This window comes from Methylomonas sp. MED-D, assembly GCF_050276835.1.
GTDB classification, from domain to species: Bacteria; Pseudomonadota; Gammaproteobacteria; order Methylococcales; family Methylomonadaceae; genus Methylomonas; species Methylomonas koyamae_A.
The window spans coordinates 330,622-344,878 of sequence record NZ_CP189965.1; the positions used below are offsets into that span (position 1 = coordinate 330,622).

The 14,257-nt window shown below is 56.6% G+C and carries 15 protein-coding genes; 11 read left to right on the plus strand and 4 right to left on the minus strand.

Features of this window, described 5'->3' with window-relative positions; translation table 11 throughout:
- Positions 1-9 precede the first annotated feature (9 nt).
- The 7 genes from ACQE3E_RS01470 to ACQE3E_RS01500 are packed head-to-tail and all read left to right on the plus strand — an operon-like array spanning position 10 to position 4,780.
- Entirely contained in the window at positions 10-339 is a 330-nt protein-coding gene (locus ACQE3E_RS01470) for a phosphoribosyl-ATP diphosphatase (RefSeq protein WP_064029032.1), read from the plus strand.
- Between the two features lie 13 nt (positions 340-352).
- Positions 353-571 (plus strand): Sec-independent protein translocase subunit TatA, encoded by a 219-nt coding sequence (gene tatA, locus ACQE3E_RS01475; RefSeq protein ID WP_064029034.1) that lies wholly within the window; start codon positions 353-355, stop codon positions 569-571.
- Positions 572-574: 3 nt separating this feature from the next.
- Positions 575-898 carry a Sec-independent protein translocase protein TatB gene (gene tatB / locus ACQE3E_RS01480; protein WP_313729278.1) on the plus strand — a complete coding sequence of 108 codons (324 nt, stop codon included), beginning with the start codon at positions 575-577 and terminating at the stop codon, positions 896-898.
- Positions 873-1,622, plus strand: coding sequence for a twin-arginine translocase subunit TatC (gene tatC / locus ACQE3E_RS01485; RefSeq protein WP_064029038.1), 750 nt, complete (start codon positions 873-875; stop codon positions 1,620-1,622). Before tatB ends, tatC begins: the two co-directional genes overlap by 26 nt.
- Positions 1,619-2,305, plus strand: coding sequence for a YggS family pyridoxal phosphate-dependent enzyme (locus ACQE3E_RS01490; RefSeq protein ID WP_313729277.1), 687 nt, complete (start codon positions 1,619-1,621; stop codon positions 2,303-2,305). The genes tatC and ACQE3E_RS01490 overlap by 4 nt, the downstream gene beginning before the upstream one ends.
- A gap of 54 nt (positions 2,306-2,359) precedes the next feature.
- Positions 2,360-4,120, plus strand: a complete 1,761-nt coding sequence (gene argS / locus ACQE3E_RS01495) for an arginine--tRNA ligase (RefSeq protein ID WP_313729276.1) — start codon at positions 2,360-2,362, stop codon at positions 4,118-4,120.
- Positions 4,121-4,780, plus strand: coding sequence for an SPOR domain-containing protein (locus tag ACQE3E_RS01500; protein ID WP_313729275.1), 660 nt, complete (start codon positions 4,121-4,123; stop codon positions 4,778-4,780).
- 5 nt (positions 4,781-4,785) lie between these two features.
- Here the strand turns inward: ACQE3E_RS01500 and ACQE3E_RS01505 are convergent, their stop codons facing one another.
- Positions 4,786-5,232: a DUF2721 domain-containing protein gene (locus ACQE3E_RS01505; protein WP_064029046.1), complete on the minus strand. Its 447-nt coding sequence runs from the start codon at positions 5,230-5,232 to the stop codon at positions 4,786-4,788.
- 199 nt (positions 5,233-5,431) lie between these two features.
- On the opposite strand from ACQE3E_RS01505, the gene ACQE3E_RS01510 reads away from it, so the two are divergent.
- Positions 5,432-6,502 (plus strand): TIGR03790 family protein, encoded by a 1,071-nt coding sequence (locus ACQE3E_RS01510; RefSeq protein WP_313729274.1) that lies wholly within the window; start codon positions 5,432-5,434, stop codon positions 6,500-6,502.
- A gap of 10 nt (positions 6,503-6,512) precedes the next feature.
- Here the strand turns inward: ACQE3E_RS01510 and ACQE3E_RS01515 are convergent, their stop codons facing one another.
- Positions 6,513-7,880: a sensor domain-containing diguanylate cyclase gene (locus ACQE3E_RS01515; protein ID WP_064029048.1), complete on the minus strand. Its 1,368-nt coding sequence runs from the start codon at positions 7,878-7,880 to the stop codon at positions 6,513-6,515.
- 144 nt (positions 7,881-8,024) lie between these two features.
- Complete coding sequence (locus ACQE3E_RS01520; RefSeq protein WP_313729273.1) at positions 8,025-8,618, minus strand: nitroreductase family protein; 594 nt, start codon at positions 8,616-8,618, stop codon at positions 8,025-8,027.
- A 102-nt stretch (positions 8,619-8,720) separates the two neighbouring features.
- Between ACQE3E_RS01520 and ACQE3E_RS01525 the strand changes: the two genes are divergently transcribed.
- From ACQE3E_RS01525 to lspA, 3 genes are all read left to right on the plus strand, one after another.
- Entirely contained in the window at positions 8,721-8,933 is a 213-nt protein-coding gene (locus ACQE3E_RS01525) for a hypothetical protein (RefSeq protein ID WP_139306337.1), read from the plus strand.
- Positions 8,934-9,141: 208 nt separating this feature from the next.
- Positions 9,142-11,967, plus strand: a complete 2,826-nt coding sequence (gene ileS / locus ACQE3E_RS01530; RefSeq protein ID WP_313729272.1) for an isoleucine--tRNA ligase — start codon at positions 9,142-9,144, stop codon at positions 11,965-11,967.
- Positions 11,960-12,439, plus strand: coding sequence for a signal peptidase II (gene lspA / locus ACQE3E_RS01535; RefSeq protein ID WP_071160292.1), 480 nt, complete (start codon positions 11,960-11,962; stop codon positions 12,437-12,439). The genes ileS and lspA overlap by 8 nt, the downstream gene beginning before the upstream one ends.
- A gap of 117 nt (positions 12,440-12,556) precedes the next feature.
- Here the strand turns inward: lspA and pgi are convergent, their stop codons facing one another.
- Positions 12,557-14,197: a glucose-6-phosphate isomerase gene (gene pgi / locus ACQE3E_RS01540; RefSeq protein ID WP_064029058.1), complete on the minus strand. Its 1,641-nt coding sequence runs from the start codon at positions 14,195-14,197 to the stop codon at positions 12,557-12,559.
- Positions 14,198-14,257: the final 60 nt, after the last annotated feature.

Genomic DNA, 14,257 nt, shown 5'->3' on the forward strand with positions numbered 1-14,257 from the left:
CCTGGTTGAATGAGCGACGTTCTGCACCAACTTGCCGAAGTTCTCGAACAGCGCAAGCAACAATCCGCCGATCAGTCTTATGTGGCGGGTCTTTACGCCAAAGGTCTGGATCAAATCCTAAAAAAGATCGGCGAGGAGGCCACCGAGACGGTTATGGCCGCTAAAGACGGCGATCCGGAAAAGATTGTCTACGAAGTCGCCGACCTCTGGTTTCACAGCATGGTGTTGCTGGCGCATCAAGGGCTGGGCCCGGATGCCGTGTTGAACGAGTTGCGCCGGCGTTTCGGCTTGTCCGGACTTCAAGAAAAAGCGCAGCGTCAATCTTCCCAAACGAATTAATTAGGAGCGAGTCATGGGCTTCAGTATTCCGCATTTGTTAGTGGTGTTGGTGATCGTGGTTCTGGTCTTCGGTACCAAGCGCTTAAAAAACGTCGGTGCCGATCTGGGCGAGGCGATCAAGGGTTTTCGTTCGGCGGTCAAGGAAGGAGGTGAATCCGATAAGTCGTTAGCTAAGGAAAATGGCGAAACCCTGGAAGGCGAAGTGACTCATAAAGAAAAAGATCAGGTCTAAGCCATGTTCGAAGTCGGTTTTTCCGAGTTGCTGATGATAGGGCTAGTGGCCCTTCTGGTGCTGGGGCCCGAAAAGCTGCCTAAGGCCGCGCGCATCGCGGGTTTATGGGTGGGTAAGGCGCGCGGCATCATTTCGACCGCCAAGGCCGAAATCAAACAGGAATTGCAGGCCGAGGAAATGCGGCAATTGTTGCAACAGCGAATCGGAACCGACGAATTGCAACAGGCCTTGAGAGACACCCAGTCCGCCGTGGACGACATCAACTTTAGCTTGCAGGCGCCGACCGAGACCGATCAGCCCAATGACCCGCCCAAATCCGCAGGATAGCGAACAATCTTTTTTCAGTCATCTCGTCGAATTGCGCGACCGCCTGCTTAAGGTGGTGTTGTGCGTACTGTTGGTGTTCATCGGTACCGCCAGCTATGCCAACGAGATTTACGCCTATTTGGCGGAGCCGCTGTTGGCGCACATGCCTAAAAACAGCTCGATGATCGCTATCGACGTCGCTTCGCCGTTTTTCACGCCGTTCAAGCTGGCCTTCGTCGTCGCGGTGTTCGCCGCTATTCCGTTTATTCTCTATCAGTTTTGGGGCTTCGTCGCGCCGGGTTTATACCGCCATGAAAAGCTGATGGTATTGCCGCTATTGGTTGCCAGTACCTTGTTGTTTTACGGCGGCGCGGCATTTGCGTATTTTCTGGTGTTTCCGTTGGTGTTCGGTTATTTGACCGCGACCGCGCCGGCCGGGGTCGCTGTGATGACCGACATCGCCACCTATCTCGATTTTGTATTGGGGATGTTTTTTGCGTTCGGAGTTTGCTTCGAGGTACCGATTTTTACGATCGTACTGGTTTGGGCCGGCATCGTTTCGCCGGAAAGTTTGGCCGAAAAGCGTCCTTACGTCATCGTCGGTGTGTTTGTGGTTGCGATGTTTTTGACGCCGCCGGATGCTTTGTCGCAAACCTTGTTGGCCGTGCCTATGTGGATGCTGTTCGAGTCCGGCTTGTTGTTTTCCCGTTTGTTCGTGGGTAAGCGGAGCGATGAGTCGTCATGACGACGATAGCAGAGCGCTTCGCGGCGGTGACCGCCGAATTGCGTGCCGCCGAGATCGCCGTCGGCCGGGCGACCGGATGCGTGCGTTTGTTGGCAGTCAGTAAAACCAAACCCGCCGCCGACGTGGCCGCCGCCTATCGTTGGGGGCAGCGCCATTTCGGCGAAAATTACCTACAGGAGGCTTTGATAAAGCAGCAGGCATTGTCGGCGTTTGCGATCTCCTGGCATTTCATCGGGCCGATTCAATCCAATAAAACCAAGCCGATCGCCCAGCATTTCGCCTGGGTGCATAGCGTCGATCGACTGAAAATCGCCGAGCGGCTCAGCGAGCAGCGGCCGGATTATCTGCCGCCGTTGAATGTTTGCTTGCAAGTCAACATCAGCGGTGAAGCCAGTAAATCCGGTGTGGCGCTGGCCGAGCTGCCGGCGTTGGTCGAACAAGTGGCGAAGTTGCCCCGGTTGAGGTTGCGCGGCGTGATGGCCATACCCGAGCCGCAATCCGACTATGCCGCGCAATGCCAGCCTTACCGCTCGCTTTGCTCGGTGGTTCAGGCGTTGAATCTGCCTGGGTTGGATACCTTGTCTTATGGCATGAGTGGCGATTTGCGGGCCGCGGTCGCCGAAGGCTCGACGTTGGTGCGGATCGGCACGGCGCTGTTCGGCGAGCGTTCTAGCCTTCGCTAGGGTTTTCGTGGATAATGGCGAACATTTTTCGACGAATCCGCATCGACCGACGCAATGAAACAAACGCTGGAATCTCTGTTACAACAATCCGTTAACGCACTGAAAGCGGAAGGCATACTCGACAGCGATTTTGAAGCTCAAATCAATCTGGAGCGGACCAAGGACGCCCAGCACGGCGATTTCGCGACCAATCTAGCGATGTTGTTGGCCAAGCCGGCCAAATCCTCTCCCAGAGTTCTGGCCGAGAAAATCGTGGCAGCGTTGCCTGTCGATACGTTGGTTAGCAAAGTCGAGATCGCAGGCCCCGGCTTCATCAATTTTTTCATTAATCCCGACAGTCAGTTCGAAGTCGTCAAACAAGTCCTGGACGCCGGCGCCGGTTTCGGCTTGAGCACGATCGGCGCAGGCCAGCGGGTACAGGTCGAATTCGTTTCCGCCAATCCGACCGGGCCCTTGCATGTCGGGCACGGACGGGGAGCCGCCTACGGTTCGGCGGTGGCCGATCTGCTCGAAGCGGCCGGTTTCGAGGTCGAACGCGAGTATTACGTTAACGATGCCGGCCGACAGATGGATATTTTGGCCACCAGCGTCTGGCTACGCTATTTGGAGGCCGTAGGCGAAGTCTTGACGTTTCCGAGCAACGGCTATCGCGGCGAATACGTTCGCGACATCGCGGCGAATCTGCAGCGAAATGCCGGCGAGGCCTACCGTCGGCCAGTGGAGCAAGTGCTGGCGGATTTGCCCGCCGACGAGCCGCAAGGCGGCGATAAGGAAAAGCATATCGATGCGCTGATCGAACGCGCTAAAAGTTTGTTGGGTGCCGAGGCTTACGGCGCGGTATTCGATGCCGGCCTGAATGAGATTCTGGCTGATATCAAGGACGATCTCGAAGAATTCGGCGTTGGTTACCAGCACTGGTTTTCCGAACGCTCGCTGATGGACGACCGGTCGGTGCAAACCGCATTGAAGCGCTTGGAAGACGCCGGGTATTTGTACGTGCAGGACGGCGCCACTTGGTTCGCGTCCAGTCGGCTCGGCGACGAGAAGGATAGAGTGGTGGTGCGCGATAACGGGCAGACCACCTATTTTGCGTCCGATATTGCCTACCACATGAATAAGCTGGATCGAGGTTTCGACCGGATCGTCAACATTTGGGGTGCCGACCATCACGGTTACATTCCGAGGGTGAGGGCGGCGATGCAGGCGCTGGGCGCCGACGAGGCCAAATTGAAAGTGCTGCTGGTGCAATTCGCGGTGTTGTATCGCGGCGACGAGAAGGTGCAAATGTCCACGCGATCCGGCGAGTTCGTCACGCTACGCCAGCTTCGCGGCGAAGTCGGCAGGGATGCCTGCCGCTTTTTCTACGTCATGCGTAAGTCCGAGCAGCATATGGATTTCGACCTGAAATTGGCGACCTCGAAAACCAACGAAAATCCGGTGTACTACGTGCAATACGCGCACGCCAGGGTGTGCGCCGTGTTACGGCAGTTGGACGAGAAAGGCCGCCGCCGCGATCCGCAATTGGGCCTGGCCAATCTAAACTTGCTGACCGAGGAACAGGAAAGCGCGTTGTTGACCACCTTGGCTAAGTATCCGGAGGTGCTGGAAAAGGCCGCCGTTCAATATGAACCTCACCAATTGATTCAGTATCTACGCGAGTTGGCCAACCAGTTCCACGCTTATTACAACGCCCACCAATTCCTGGTCGATGACGAGCGCTTATGCAATGCCCGCCTGAATTTGATTTGCGCGGTCAAGCAGGTACTGGTTAATGGTTTGACCTTGCTGAAAATTAACGCTCCAGAAGCGATGTAAATGGCCAGAGATTACAAACATCGCGTCCAGTCGGCCAGTTATGCCAATAGCCGCAGGCGCCCCCAGAAAAAAGGGATAGCGCCGTGGCGTTGGTTGGTTGTGATCGGCTTGGTGGCGGCTTTTGTGGTGTTTTTGAATATGATCCGCAAAATGGTACCGGAACTGACCGCCGCCAAGCCGGAATCGGCGACGCCGCCGGCCGCCGAGATCGTCAAGCGCGAATTGCCGGTGCAAGCGCCGACGCCGGCCAAGGTGGATTCGAAAGAGACCAAGCCCGAGGAGGCTAAAGCCGAAACGGCCGCGCCGGCGGAGCCGGAAGAGCCGCGTTACGAGTTTTATACCATCCTGCCGCAGGCCGAAGTCGTGGTCCCCGATTACGAAATCAAGACACGGGTGCGCGAGCAGTTGGTCGGCAAAACCAAGGCGACCAAATACGTGATGCAGGCCGGCTCGTTTCGCGAGGCGGCGGAAGCGGAGCGGCATAAGGCCAAGCTGGCTTTGTTGGGGATAGAATCTCGCGTCGAGAAAGCGAAGGTCGGCGAAACCATTTGGCACCGTGTCAAGATTGGCCCCTATGACAACCCGGCCAGCGTATCGACGATCAAGGAATTGCTGCAGAAAAACGGCATCGGCGTGATTGTGACCGAGAACGGTCATTAGTCCGCTTATTTATTCAGATGCCGCTGCCGGCGGCGCGGCGCGATGATGCCGGTCGCCAGTGAAATTTCCCGCAAAAAGCATAACAATCCGGCAATCAATGCCAGCATCGCCGCGACGAATAGCGTCGACACCAAATTCGACAGATCCACCGTGACCTGGACGCCTAGGAACATCGTGACGATCGATAAGCAAATCAATAGCGCGCACACCGTGCACAACGTAATCGCCCAGCGAATCCAGAGGCCGCGTCTGGCCAGTGTTTGCATCTCGGCATAGTGTTTGTCGCCTTCCTCTCCGGCCAGCTTGGACAGCGTCCGAAACCGGTCTACAGCTCGGCCAAGCCGGTTAGTTAGGACACTCAACAAGCCGGCGACACCGGTCAGCAGAAACACCGGGGCAACCGCCTGTTGGATAACGTGGGCGACGGTGGGGATATTGTCTATGGCGTCCATCTGATTTTTTCCGCGAATGAATTGTATTTTGACCGAAGGTGGGGCCTGAACTATTCGGTCGGCTAAGCGATCGAACAGCTATCTTGTGGCCCGCGCATTGGTTTGGGGATTTTACAAATCCTGGTTGCATTTAGGCCAGTGCCGACTACATTGGCGGTTTAGCTTTACTCGTCGGCAGTCGTCTTTTTGGAGTTCCCCGGTGTCCTATCTTCGAATCCTCAACTTGGCGTTAATCGCTTTATTGGCGAGCGGCGTATGCTCGCGGGCCGGGCTGGCGGCGATTTCGCCGCTCTATCAGCCGTCGCCGGCGCTGGAGGCGGCCGATTTGGCGGTCATTGTAAATGACGCCGATCCGTTGAGCCGGCGCATTGGCGAATATTATCAGGTCAAGCGGCGCATCCCGGCCGATCAGATCATCCATGTCAGCTTCGCGCCGAATCGACCGGTCATGTCTAAGCAGGAATTCACGGCGCTGAAACAAAAGCTGGACCAGCGGACGCCGGAAGCCGTGCAAGCGTATGCGATCACTTGGTTGCAACCGTTCCGGGTTGAATGTATGTCGATTACGACCGCGCTGGCGGCCGGTTTCGATTCGGCGTTTTGCGCGAATGGCTGTCAGCAAACCCGTGGGAATCCGTATTACGCGTCCGAAACCGATCGTCCTTTTAAGGCGCACGGCTGGCGACCGACGATGGCGGTGGCCGGTGCGACGTTCGAGGAGGCCAAGCGCTTGATCGATACCGGTGTCGCCGCCGACTACAGTCAGCCCAAGGGCGCGGCCTATTTGCTGAAAACCTCGGATAAGGCGCGCAGCTCGCGGGCCGTTTTGTTTCCGGAAATCGCCAAGGGTTTGAGTCAGTTTTGGCCGGTGTATTATTTGGAACAGGATTACATTGCCGGTCGGCAGGATGTGATGTTTTATTTTACCGGCTTGACCAGAGTGCCGCATATTGCCGATAACCGCTATTTGCCCGGCGCGGTGGCCGATCATTTGACGTCGTCGGGCGGCGTGATGTCGGGCAGCGATCAAATGAACATTCGGGAATGGTTGCGGGCCGGGGCGACCGGCAGTTACGGCGCGGTGGTCGAGCCGTGTAATTTTCCGGCCAAGTTTTCCAATCCGGGTGTACTAATGTACTTTTATTTACGCGGCAGCAGCCTGATCGAGGCTTATTGGAAGAGCGTCGCGCAACCCGGTCAAGGTATTTTTGTCGGCGAGCCGCTGGCCAAACCGTTTGCCTACCCGCCGCGCGTCGGCGCGGAGCATTGAGTACTTTGCGTCAATCCGCGACGACAACCCGGTTGCGGCCGCCGTTTTTGGCCAGATACAGGGCCTGATCCGCGCGGGTAATCAAATCCAGGCGGTTATCGCCGTGCTCTGGATAGAGCGACATACCGATCGAGGCCGTGACGCTCGTTCTGGTCCCGGTTTCGGTTTTGTAAGACAGGCTTTCCACCGCCGACCGTAGCGAATTCAGGCGTTCGACGGCGGCGTCCACGGCGATTTCGGTCATGACGATGACGAATTCCTCGCCGCCGTATCGGCAGACGATGTCGTTGCCGCGCCGGAAGCGACTCATCAATTGCGCGACTTGCCTTAATACCTCGTCGCCGGTGTCGTGTCCGTAAGTGTCGTTCAGCCTCTTGAAGTGATCGATGTCCAGTATGGCGATTGCCAGCGTTTGGTCGGCTCGGTGCATACGGACCAGCTCCCGATCCACTGCTTCTTCTAGAAAACGGCGATTGAACAGTCCGGTCAACGGATCCCGTATCGATAGCGCATGCAATTCCTCGCGCAAGGTCAGATTGGCGAGCGCCAGACGGGCGCTGTCGGCCGCGGTTTCGGCAATCGAGAATTTGCGCTGAATTTCTTCCGGGTCCATACCGCCTAAGTGGTACTCGATGTGAATCAGGCCTAATCCGTGAGAGTGGGCCAGTAGCGGAATGCAAATATAAGCGGCGGTCGTTTGCTTAACGTGCCGGCAAATTGGATTGATGGCGCGTCCGTCGCCGGCGATATGAATTCGCCCGCGCCGCATGCCCCAGCAATCGTTCGGCATGAACAGTTTTTCCAAGTCCGTCCGGCCCCATTGATCCACCAGAGTCAGTGCGCGGGATTGCGGTTCCATGATGTAAACCCCGCCTTCGGTGTTGGGAAACAGTGCGACCAGCGCCGTTTTGATAATCGGGTAGGCTTCGTCCGTTTTCTGGCAGCTCTGCAACAAGTCCGTCATTTCCCGAATCAATTGCATTTGGGCGATCGCCGATTCGAGTTCCCGTTGGGCTTTTTTCAGCGCGGTGATGTCGCGCGCCGCCGCGAATAGGCCGGCAACATTGCCTTCCTCGTCCCGGTATACCGACGCGTTATAGAGCACCTCGGTGATTTTGCCGGAGGCGTGGCAGATTGCTAGCGGGTAGTCCATCACCGTGCCTTGCGAGAAGGCCAGCTGATAACCGTCTCGGGCTCTCTGTGGCTCGGTGAAGTAATTGGAAAAATCGCTGCCGATCAGGGCTTTTCGTGGGACGCCGGTGACTTTTTCGGTAGCTCGGTTTACATCCATGATTTTGCCGTCGGCGCTAATCGTTACCAAGGGGTCCAAACTGGCTTCTATCAGGCTGCGGGCGTAAGAGCTTCTAGAATGTTTCATGGCATGGGCTCCGGCGACGACGATATGGCGCTCCCTGCGACGCGCGACATAAGGCGGCTAGACGCGCGCTTGGTCTGGACGCGCGAAATCCTTGAGGTTTCAAGAGATTCTTCGAACGGCGATTTTACCTGCCTGGCGCCGGGATTATTCGTCCCAGTGGCCGAAGTATGCACGTTGCCGCAGTTCAGCGCGGCTCCGAACCGCCAGTTCGGCCGTTCGAAATTCCTCGGGAAGTTCCTCGGCGTCCGCTTGATAACCGATCGCCAGCATCGCCATCGGCGTGCATTGCTCGGGTAGGCCGAAAGCTTGCCGGGCCGCCGCCGCGTCGAAACCGCCCATTTGATGGCTCGCCAGGCCCAGCGCACCGGCTTGCAGGCATAGGTTTAAGGCCGCCGCCCCGGTATCGTACATCGCCCAACGGTTGGCTTGGCCGTTGTGGTTGAAGTTCGCCATCGCGACCGATAGGATTAGTACCGGCGCGTGGCGGGCCCATAGCCGATTTTTGTCGTTGATGATTTCCAAAGCCCGCGCCCAAGCGTCCGGGTGGGTGGATTTGTCGCAAACCACGAAGCGCCAGGGTTGATCGTTGAAGCAGGAGGGCGCCCAGCGCGCGGCTTCCAGTAACGCGGTCAGGTCTTCGGCCGATACCGGACGATCCGGGGCGAAAGCCCTGGGACTCCAGCGTTTGGCGATCAGTGGGTGAATGGCGACCGAGGTGAGGGCGGGTTTGTTGGACATCTCGACTCCTTGCCGCAGGTGTAGGGAAGTGACTTGCAAAAACCGAAATTAGCGCTAATATAATAGCGAATCAAAATTATAATAACGAGAAGGGGGTTCATTATGCCAAAAAGCACTCACTTTTGGACCATGATTTATTTCGGTATGGCCTTTATTGTGGCGCAGTTTGCCGAATCCGCCATCGCGATAACGGGGGATTCCGCCGCATTGCGAATGTCCAACCTTTTGGATTACGACCATCCGTTTACCGCGGTCGCCGTCAGCGCCTTGATTGCGGGCGTCTACTGGCTGTACTGGTTGCGACACAGGGTCTGACACGACTCTCTCTTTGACATCCGCGTCAAGCGGATAGCGCCCGTCGGATTCCGGCCGTCATTCGGCTGGATAACCGCAGTCCACGCTTTCTAGCGGTCAGTTAATGATGCTAGAATCGCTCGTTCAATTATGCCATTTAATTCATCAGGCTAATCGATACCGGCGCTTTTCGCTCGCTCGGCGTCGATTCGCCCATCCAGATACGAGCATGGACTACAAACAAACCCTGAACCTCCCCAAGACCGAGTTCGCGATGAAAGCCAATCTGGCCCAGCGCGAGCCGGAGATGCTGAAACAGTGGAACGAAAACCAGCTGTATCAAAAAATTCGCGAGGTTTGCGCCGGCCGGCCCAAGTTCGTGTTGCACGACGGCCCCCCTTACGCCAACGGCGCGATCCACATCGGTCATGCCGTCAATAAGGTCCTGAAAGATATCATCGTCAAATCGAAGACCCTGGCCGGTTTCGATGCACCCTATGTGCCGGGTTGGGACTGCCATGGTTTGCCTATCGAATTGATGGTTGAAAAGTCGGTCGGCAAGGCCGGCGTCAAGGTTTCGCCGGCCGAATTTCGCAAGGAATGCCGCGCTTACGCCAAGAAACAGGTTGGCATTCAAAAAGAAGAGTTCATTCGTCTCGGGGTATTGGGCGATTGGGACAATCCCTATCTGACGATGGATTTCGCCTTCGAGGCCGACATCGTCCGCGCCTTGGGTCGCATCGCCGCCAAGGGTCATCTCAGCAAGGGTTTCAAGCCGGTGCACTGGTGTACCGATTGCGGCTCGGCGCTCGCCGAGGCGGAAGTCGAATACGAGGACAAGCACTCGCCGGCGATCGATGTGCGCTTTGCCGTCGTCGACGAGCATGCCTTCATGGAAAAATGCCATCACGCCGGCGACCGCGAAGGTAAAGGCCCGCTGTCGGTGGTGATCTGGACCACCACGCCGTGGACCTTGCCCGCCAACCAGGCCGTGGCCTTGAATCCGGAGCTGGAATACGCCGTGGTGCAATGCGAGATCGACGGCCAGACCGAGCGGCTGCTATTGGCCGAGGCCTTGTTGAAAGACGCCGTGTTGCGTTACGGTATCGGCGAGCACCACATCGTCGGCTACTGCAAGGGCAACGCGCTGGAAGGCTTGTTGTTGGAGCATCCGTTCTATGACCGGCAAGTGCCTATCATCCTCGGCGAACACGTCACCACCGATGCCGGTACCGGCGCCGTGCATACCGCGCCCGGCCACGGCCAGGAAGACTACGTGGTCGGCATGAAATACGACCTGCCGGTCGATAATCCGGTCGGCGGTAACGGCGTGTTTCTGCCCGGTACCGAGTTATTCGCCGGCCTACACGTATTCAGTGCCAACGACAAAGTACTGGACGTGTTGCGCGAACGCGGAAAGCTGTTGCACCACCATGCCTTGCTACACAGCTACCCGCATTGCTGGCGGCACAAAACCCCGATCATCTTCCGCGCCACGCCGCAATGGTTTATTTCGATGAACCAAAATGGTCTGCGCGACACTGCATTGAACGAAGTCAAGCGCGTCGATTGGGTGCCGGATTGGGGCCAGGCACGCATCGAGGCGATGATTTCGAATCGCCCGGACTGGTGCGTCTCGCGCCAGCGCACCTGGGGTGTGCCGATTGCCTTTTTTGTGCATAAAGAAAGCGGCGAGCTGCATCCGCGCAGTGCCGAATTGATCGAACGAGTCGCGCAGCGTATCGAACAACACGGCATTGATGCCTGGTTCGAGCTGGATGCGGCTGAGTTATTGGGTGCCGAAGCGGAAGACTACGAAAAAGTCGCTGACACGTTGGATGTCTGGTTCGACTCCGGCGTGACCCACGCCGCCGTGTTGGAACGCCGCGAGCAACTGAAATTTCCGGCCGATTTGTATCTGGAAGGCTCGGACCAACATCGCGGTTGGTTCCAGTCGTCGCTGATGGCCTCGGTGGCGATGAACGACGTCGCGCCGTATAAGGAAGTGTTGACCCACGGCTTCACGGTCGATGCCGAAGGCAAGAAAATGTCCAAATCCAAGGGCAACGTGGTGCTGCCGCAAACGGTGATGAAATCGCTGGGCGCCGACGTGTTGCGGCTTTGGGTGGCCAGTACCGACTACCGCTACGAAATGTCGGTCTCCGACGAAATCTTGAAACGCACTTCCGACGCCTATCGCCGCTTGCGCAATACCGCGCGCTTTTTGCTGGCAAATCTGGACGGCTTCGATCCCGCGCATCATCTGGTCGCCAAGGATGACTTGCTGGCGCTGGACCGTTGGGTAGTCGACAAGGCCTGGCAGTTGCAGGAAGAAATCAAGGCCGCTTACGACAGCTACCAATTCCAGGTGATCTATCAAAAAGTGCTGAATTTTTGCAGCATAGACTTGGGTGGCTTCTATCTAGACATCGTCAAGGATAGGCAATACACCGCTAGGGAAGATTGTCTGGCGCGCCGCTCCGGCCAAACTGCGATGTATCACGTGGTGGAGGCGTTGGTACGCTGGCTGGCACCCATTACCAGCTATACCGCCGACGAAATCTGGTCTGTCATTCCCGGCCAGCGAGGCGAATCGGTATTTATGGAAACCTGGTACCAAGGCCTGTTCCCGTTGGAGGCCGATGCCACGATCAATCGCGACACTTGGGAGAAGGTCATGGCGGTGCGCGCGGCGGTTTCCAAGGAACTGGAAGCCCTGCGTAAAGACGGGGCGATTGGCGCGTCGTTGAATGCCGAAGTCGAACTTTACTGCGACGAGGTCTACGGCGCGGAATTGAACAAGCTGGGCAAGGAGCTGCACTTCATCTTCATTACGTCGAACGCCGGCGTTTCCGATATGCGATTCTGCCCGGACGATGCGGTCGCAACCGACATCGACGGCTTGAAGGTCAAGGTCAGCGTCTCCGAACAACAAAAATGCGTGCGCTGCTGGCATCAGCGCTACGACATCGGCGAACATCCGGAGCATCCGGAGTTGTGCGGCCGGTGCGTCGAGAACGTGGCGGGCGTAGGCGAGACGCGATTGTATGCTTAAGTGGTTATGGGTTTCCGTATTGGTGTTGGTGCTCGATCAGGCCAGCAAACTGGCGATCGACGCCCACTTTCAGCTCTACGAATCAATTCCGCTGTTGCCGAATTTCAATTTGACTTACGCCCGCAATACCGGCGCCGCGTTCAGTTTTCTGGCCCAGGTCGGGGGATGGCAGCGCTGGCTGTTCGCCGGACTGGCGGTAGTGATGAGCGGTATTATCGGCATTTGGCTGTACAGGCTGAAACGGCACGAAACCATGATGGCCTGGGCCTTGTCGCTGGTGTTGGGCGGCGCGATAGGCAACCTCATAGACCGAGTGGCCTATGGTTATGTGATCGATTTTCTCGATGTTTTTTACCGGGATTGGCACTGGCCCGTCTTTAATATTGCGGATTCGGCGATCTGCGTCGGCGTTGGCTTGATGGTGTTGGAGAGCTTCGGCATCGGGCGACGAACGGCGGAGGTTCTGGAGTAGCGTTGCGCCAACCAGTTGACTTGCCGCAACGAACCCTATCGGTTGCGCGATTGGTATCGGTAAATTGCGGCGTCGGTTGAGGATCTAAGGCTCGCCAGTTTGGCGAGCCTTTTTGTATCAAGCTTTCCGTAAGCGTTTGTAAGCGTTGATCAAACCATTGGTAGAAGAGTCGTGGTCGTCGATGACATCCTCATTCTTCAATTGCGGAAGAATGGCGCGAGCCAGCACTTTGCCGAGTTCCACGCCCATCTGGTCGAACGAATTGATGTTCCAGATCACGCCTTGCACAAAGATTTTGTGTTCGTAAAACGCGATCAGCATCCCTAGCGTTCTCGGCGTCAGCTTTTTGAATAAAAAGGCATTGGACGGTTTATTGCCTTCGAAAATTTTCGAGGCAATCAGCGCGTCGTCCAGATTAGGTTCGTGACTTAGGTCGTTACGGACTTCGGCTTCGGTCTTGCCGCGCATTAGCGCTTCGGCCTGCGCCAGGAAATTGGAAATCAGGATGTCGTGATGATCCGGCAAATCGTACTGGCTCTGAGCCGCCGCCAAAAAGTCGCCGGGTATCAGTTTGGTGCCTTGGTGGATCAACTGAAAAAACGCATGCTGACCGTTGGTGCCGGGCTGGCCCCAGATGATGGGGCCGGTGTTGTAATCGACTTTGTCGCCATTGACCGTCGCGCTCTTGCCGTTGCTTTCCATGTCGCCCTGCTGGAAATAGTCGGCGAAGTATTTTAGCGATTGCGCATACGGTAGGATTGCGTAGGTTTCGGCTTCGAAGAAGTTGTTATACCAAATCCCAAGTAGGCCCATGATGACCGGGATATTTTGCTGATAGGGCGCGGTACGAAAATGTTGGTCGGCCAAGTGCGCGCCCATCAACAGCTCCTCGAAGTTGTCCATCCCGATGTACAACGCGACCGACATGCCGATCACCGACCACAGCGAATAGCGGCCGCCGACCCAGTCCCAGAATTCGTACATATTCCGCGGGTCGATGCCGAATTCCTTGACCTTTTCTTCGTTGGTGGAAATCGCAATGAAGTGTTTGGCCATGTGTCCGGGGTCCCGCGCGGTTTTGAGAAACCAGTTGCGCGCCGAACGTGCGTTGGTCATGGTTTCCTGGGTCGTGAAGGTTTTGGATGAAATCAAAAACAGGGTGGTTTCCGGGTTTAGCGGCGCCAGGGTTTCGACGATGTCGGTCTGGTCGACATTCGAAACGAAGTGGGCTTTCAAGCCCTCCTTACCGTAGGGAGTTAGCGCGGTATCGACCATTTTCGGCCCCAAATCGGAGCCGCCAATGCCGATATTGACGATGTCGGTAATCGCCTTGCCGGTATAGCCGGTCCAGGCGCCGGAACGGACTTGTTCGGTGAATACCCGCATGCGCGACAACACGGCGTTGATTTCGGGCATGACGTCCTCGCCGCGAAAATAAACCGGCGTGTTGCTGCGATTTCGTAGCGCGGTATGCAAGACAGCGCGTTTTTCCGTGGTATTAATGATGGAGCCGGAGAACATCGCCTCGGTTTTTTCCTTCAGCTTGGCGCGTTCCGCAAGCTGAATCAACAGCGGCAGCGTTTCCTCGGTGATGAGATTCTTGGAGTAATCAAACAGTAAATCATTGAAGGTCACCGAGAAGTTGTCGAAGCGATGTTTATCCTTGTCGAACGCATCCTTCATGCAAAATTTGCCGGCAATTTGTTGGTGGTGTTGTTTGACGGCTTTCCATTCGGCGGATTCGATTAGTTTGGACATATATTAGTGAGACAGGATGAGAGATTCTTTCAGCTGATCAGAACAGATCGGCGCAGTTTG

Bases quoted from the DNA above. Each gene is read 5' to 3' on its own strand.
- tatA (WP_064029034.1), top strand. From the start codon at position 353: ATGGGCTTCAGTATTCCGCATTTGTTAGTGGTGTTGGTGATCGTGGTT.
- tatC (WP_064029038.1), top strand. From the start codon at position 873: ATGACCCGCCCAAATCCGCAGGATAGCGAACAATCTTTTTTCAGTCAT.
- ACQE3E_RS01500 (WP_313729275.1), top strand. From the start codon at position 4,121: ATGGCCAGAGATTACAAACATCGCGTCCAGTCGGCCAGTTATGCCAAT.
- ACQE3E_RS01490 (WP_313729277.1), top strand. From the start codon at position 1,619: ATGACGACGATAGCAGAGCGCTTCGCGGCGGTGACCGCCGAATTGCGT.
- pgi (WP_064029058.1), bottom strand. From the start codon at position 14,197: ATGTCCAAACTAATCGAATCCGCCGAATGGAAAGCCGTCAAACAACAC.
- tatB (WP_313729278.1), top strand. From the start codon at position 575: ATGTTCGAAGTCGGTTTTTCCGAGTTGCTGATGATAGGGCTAGTGGCC.
- ACQE3E_RS01520 (WP_313729273.1), bottom strand. From the start codon at position 8,618: ATGTCCAACAAACCCGCCCTCACCTCGGTCGCCATTCACCCACTGATC.
- ACQE3E_RS01505 (WP_064029046.1), bottom strand. From the start codon at position 5,232: ATGGACGCCATAGACAATATCCCCACCGTCGCCCACGTTATCCAACAG.
- ACQE3E_RS01470 (WP_064029032.1), top strand. From the start codon at position 10: ATGAGCGACGTTCTGCACCAACTTGCCGAAGTTCTCGAACAGCGCAAG.
- ACQE3E_RS01515 (WP_064029048.1), bottom strand. From the start codon at position 7,880: ATGAAACATTCTAGAAGCTCTTACGCCCGCAGCCTGATAGAAGCCAGT.
- argS (WP_313729276.1), top strand. From the start codon at position 2,360: ATGAAACAAACGCTGGAATCTCTGTTACAACAATCCGTTAACGCACTG.
- ileS (WP_313729272.1), top strand. From the start codon at position 9,142: ATGGACTACAAACAAACCCTGAACCTCCCCAAGACCGAGTTCGCGATG.
- lspA (WP_071160292.1), top strand. From the start codon at position 11,960: ATGCTTAAGTGGTTATGGGTTTCCGTATTGGTGTTGGTGCTCGATCAG.
- ACQE3E_RS01525 (WP_139306337.1), top strand. From the start codon at position 8,721: ATGCCAAAAAGCACTCACTTTTGGACCATGATTTATTTCGGTATGGCC.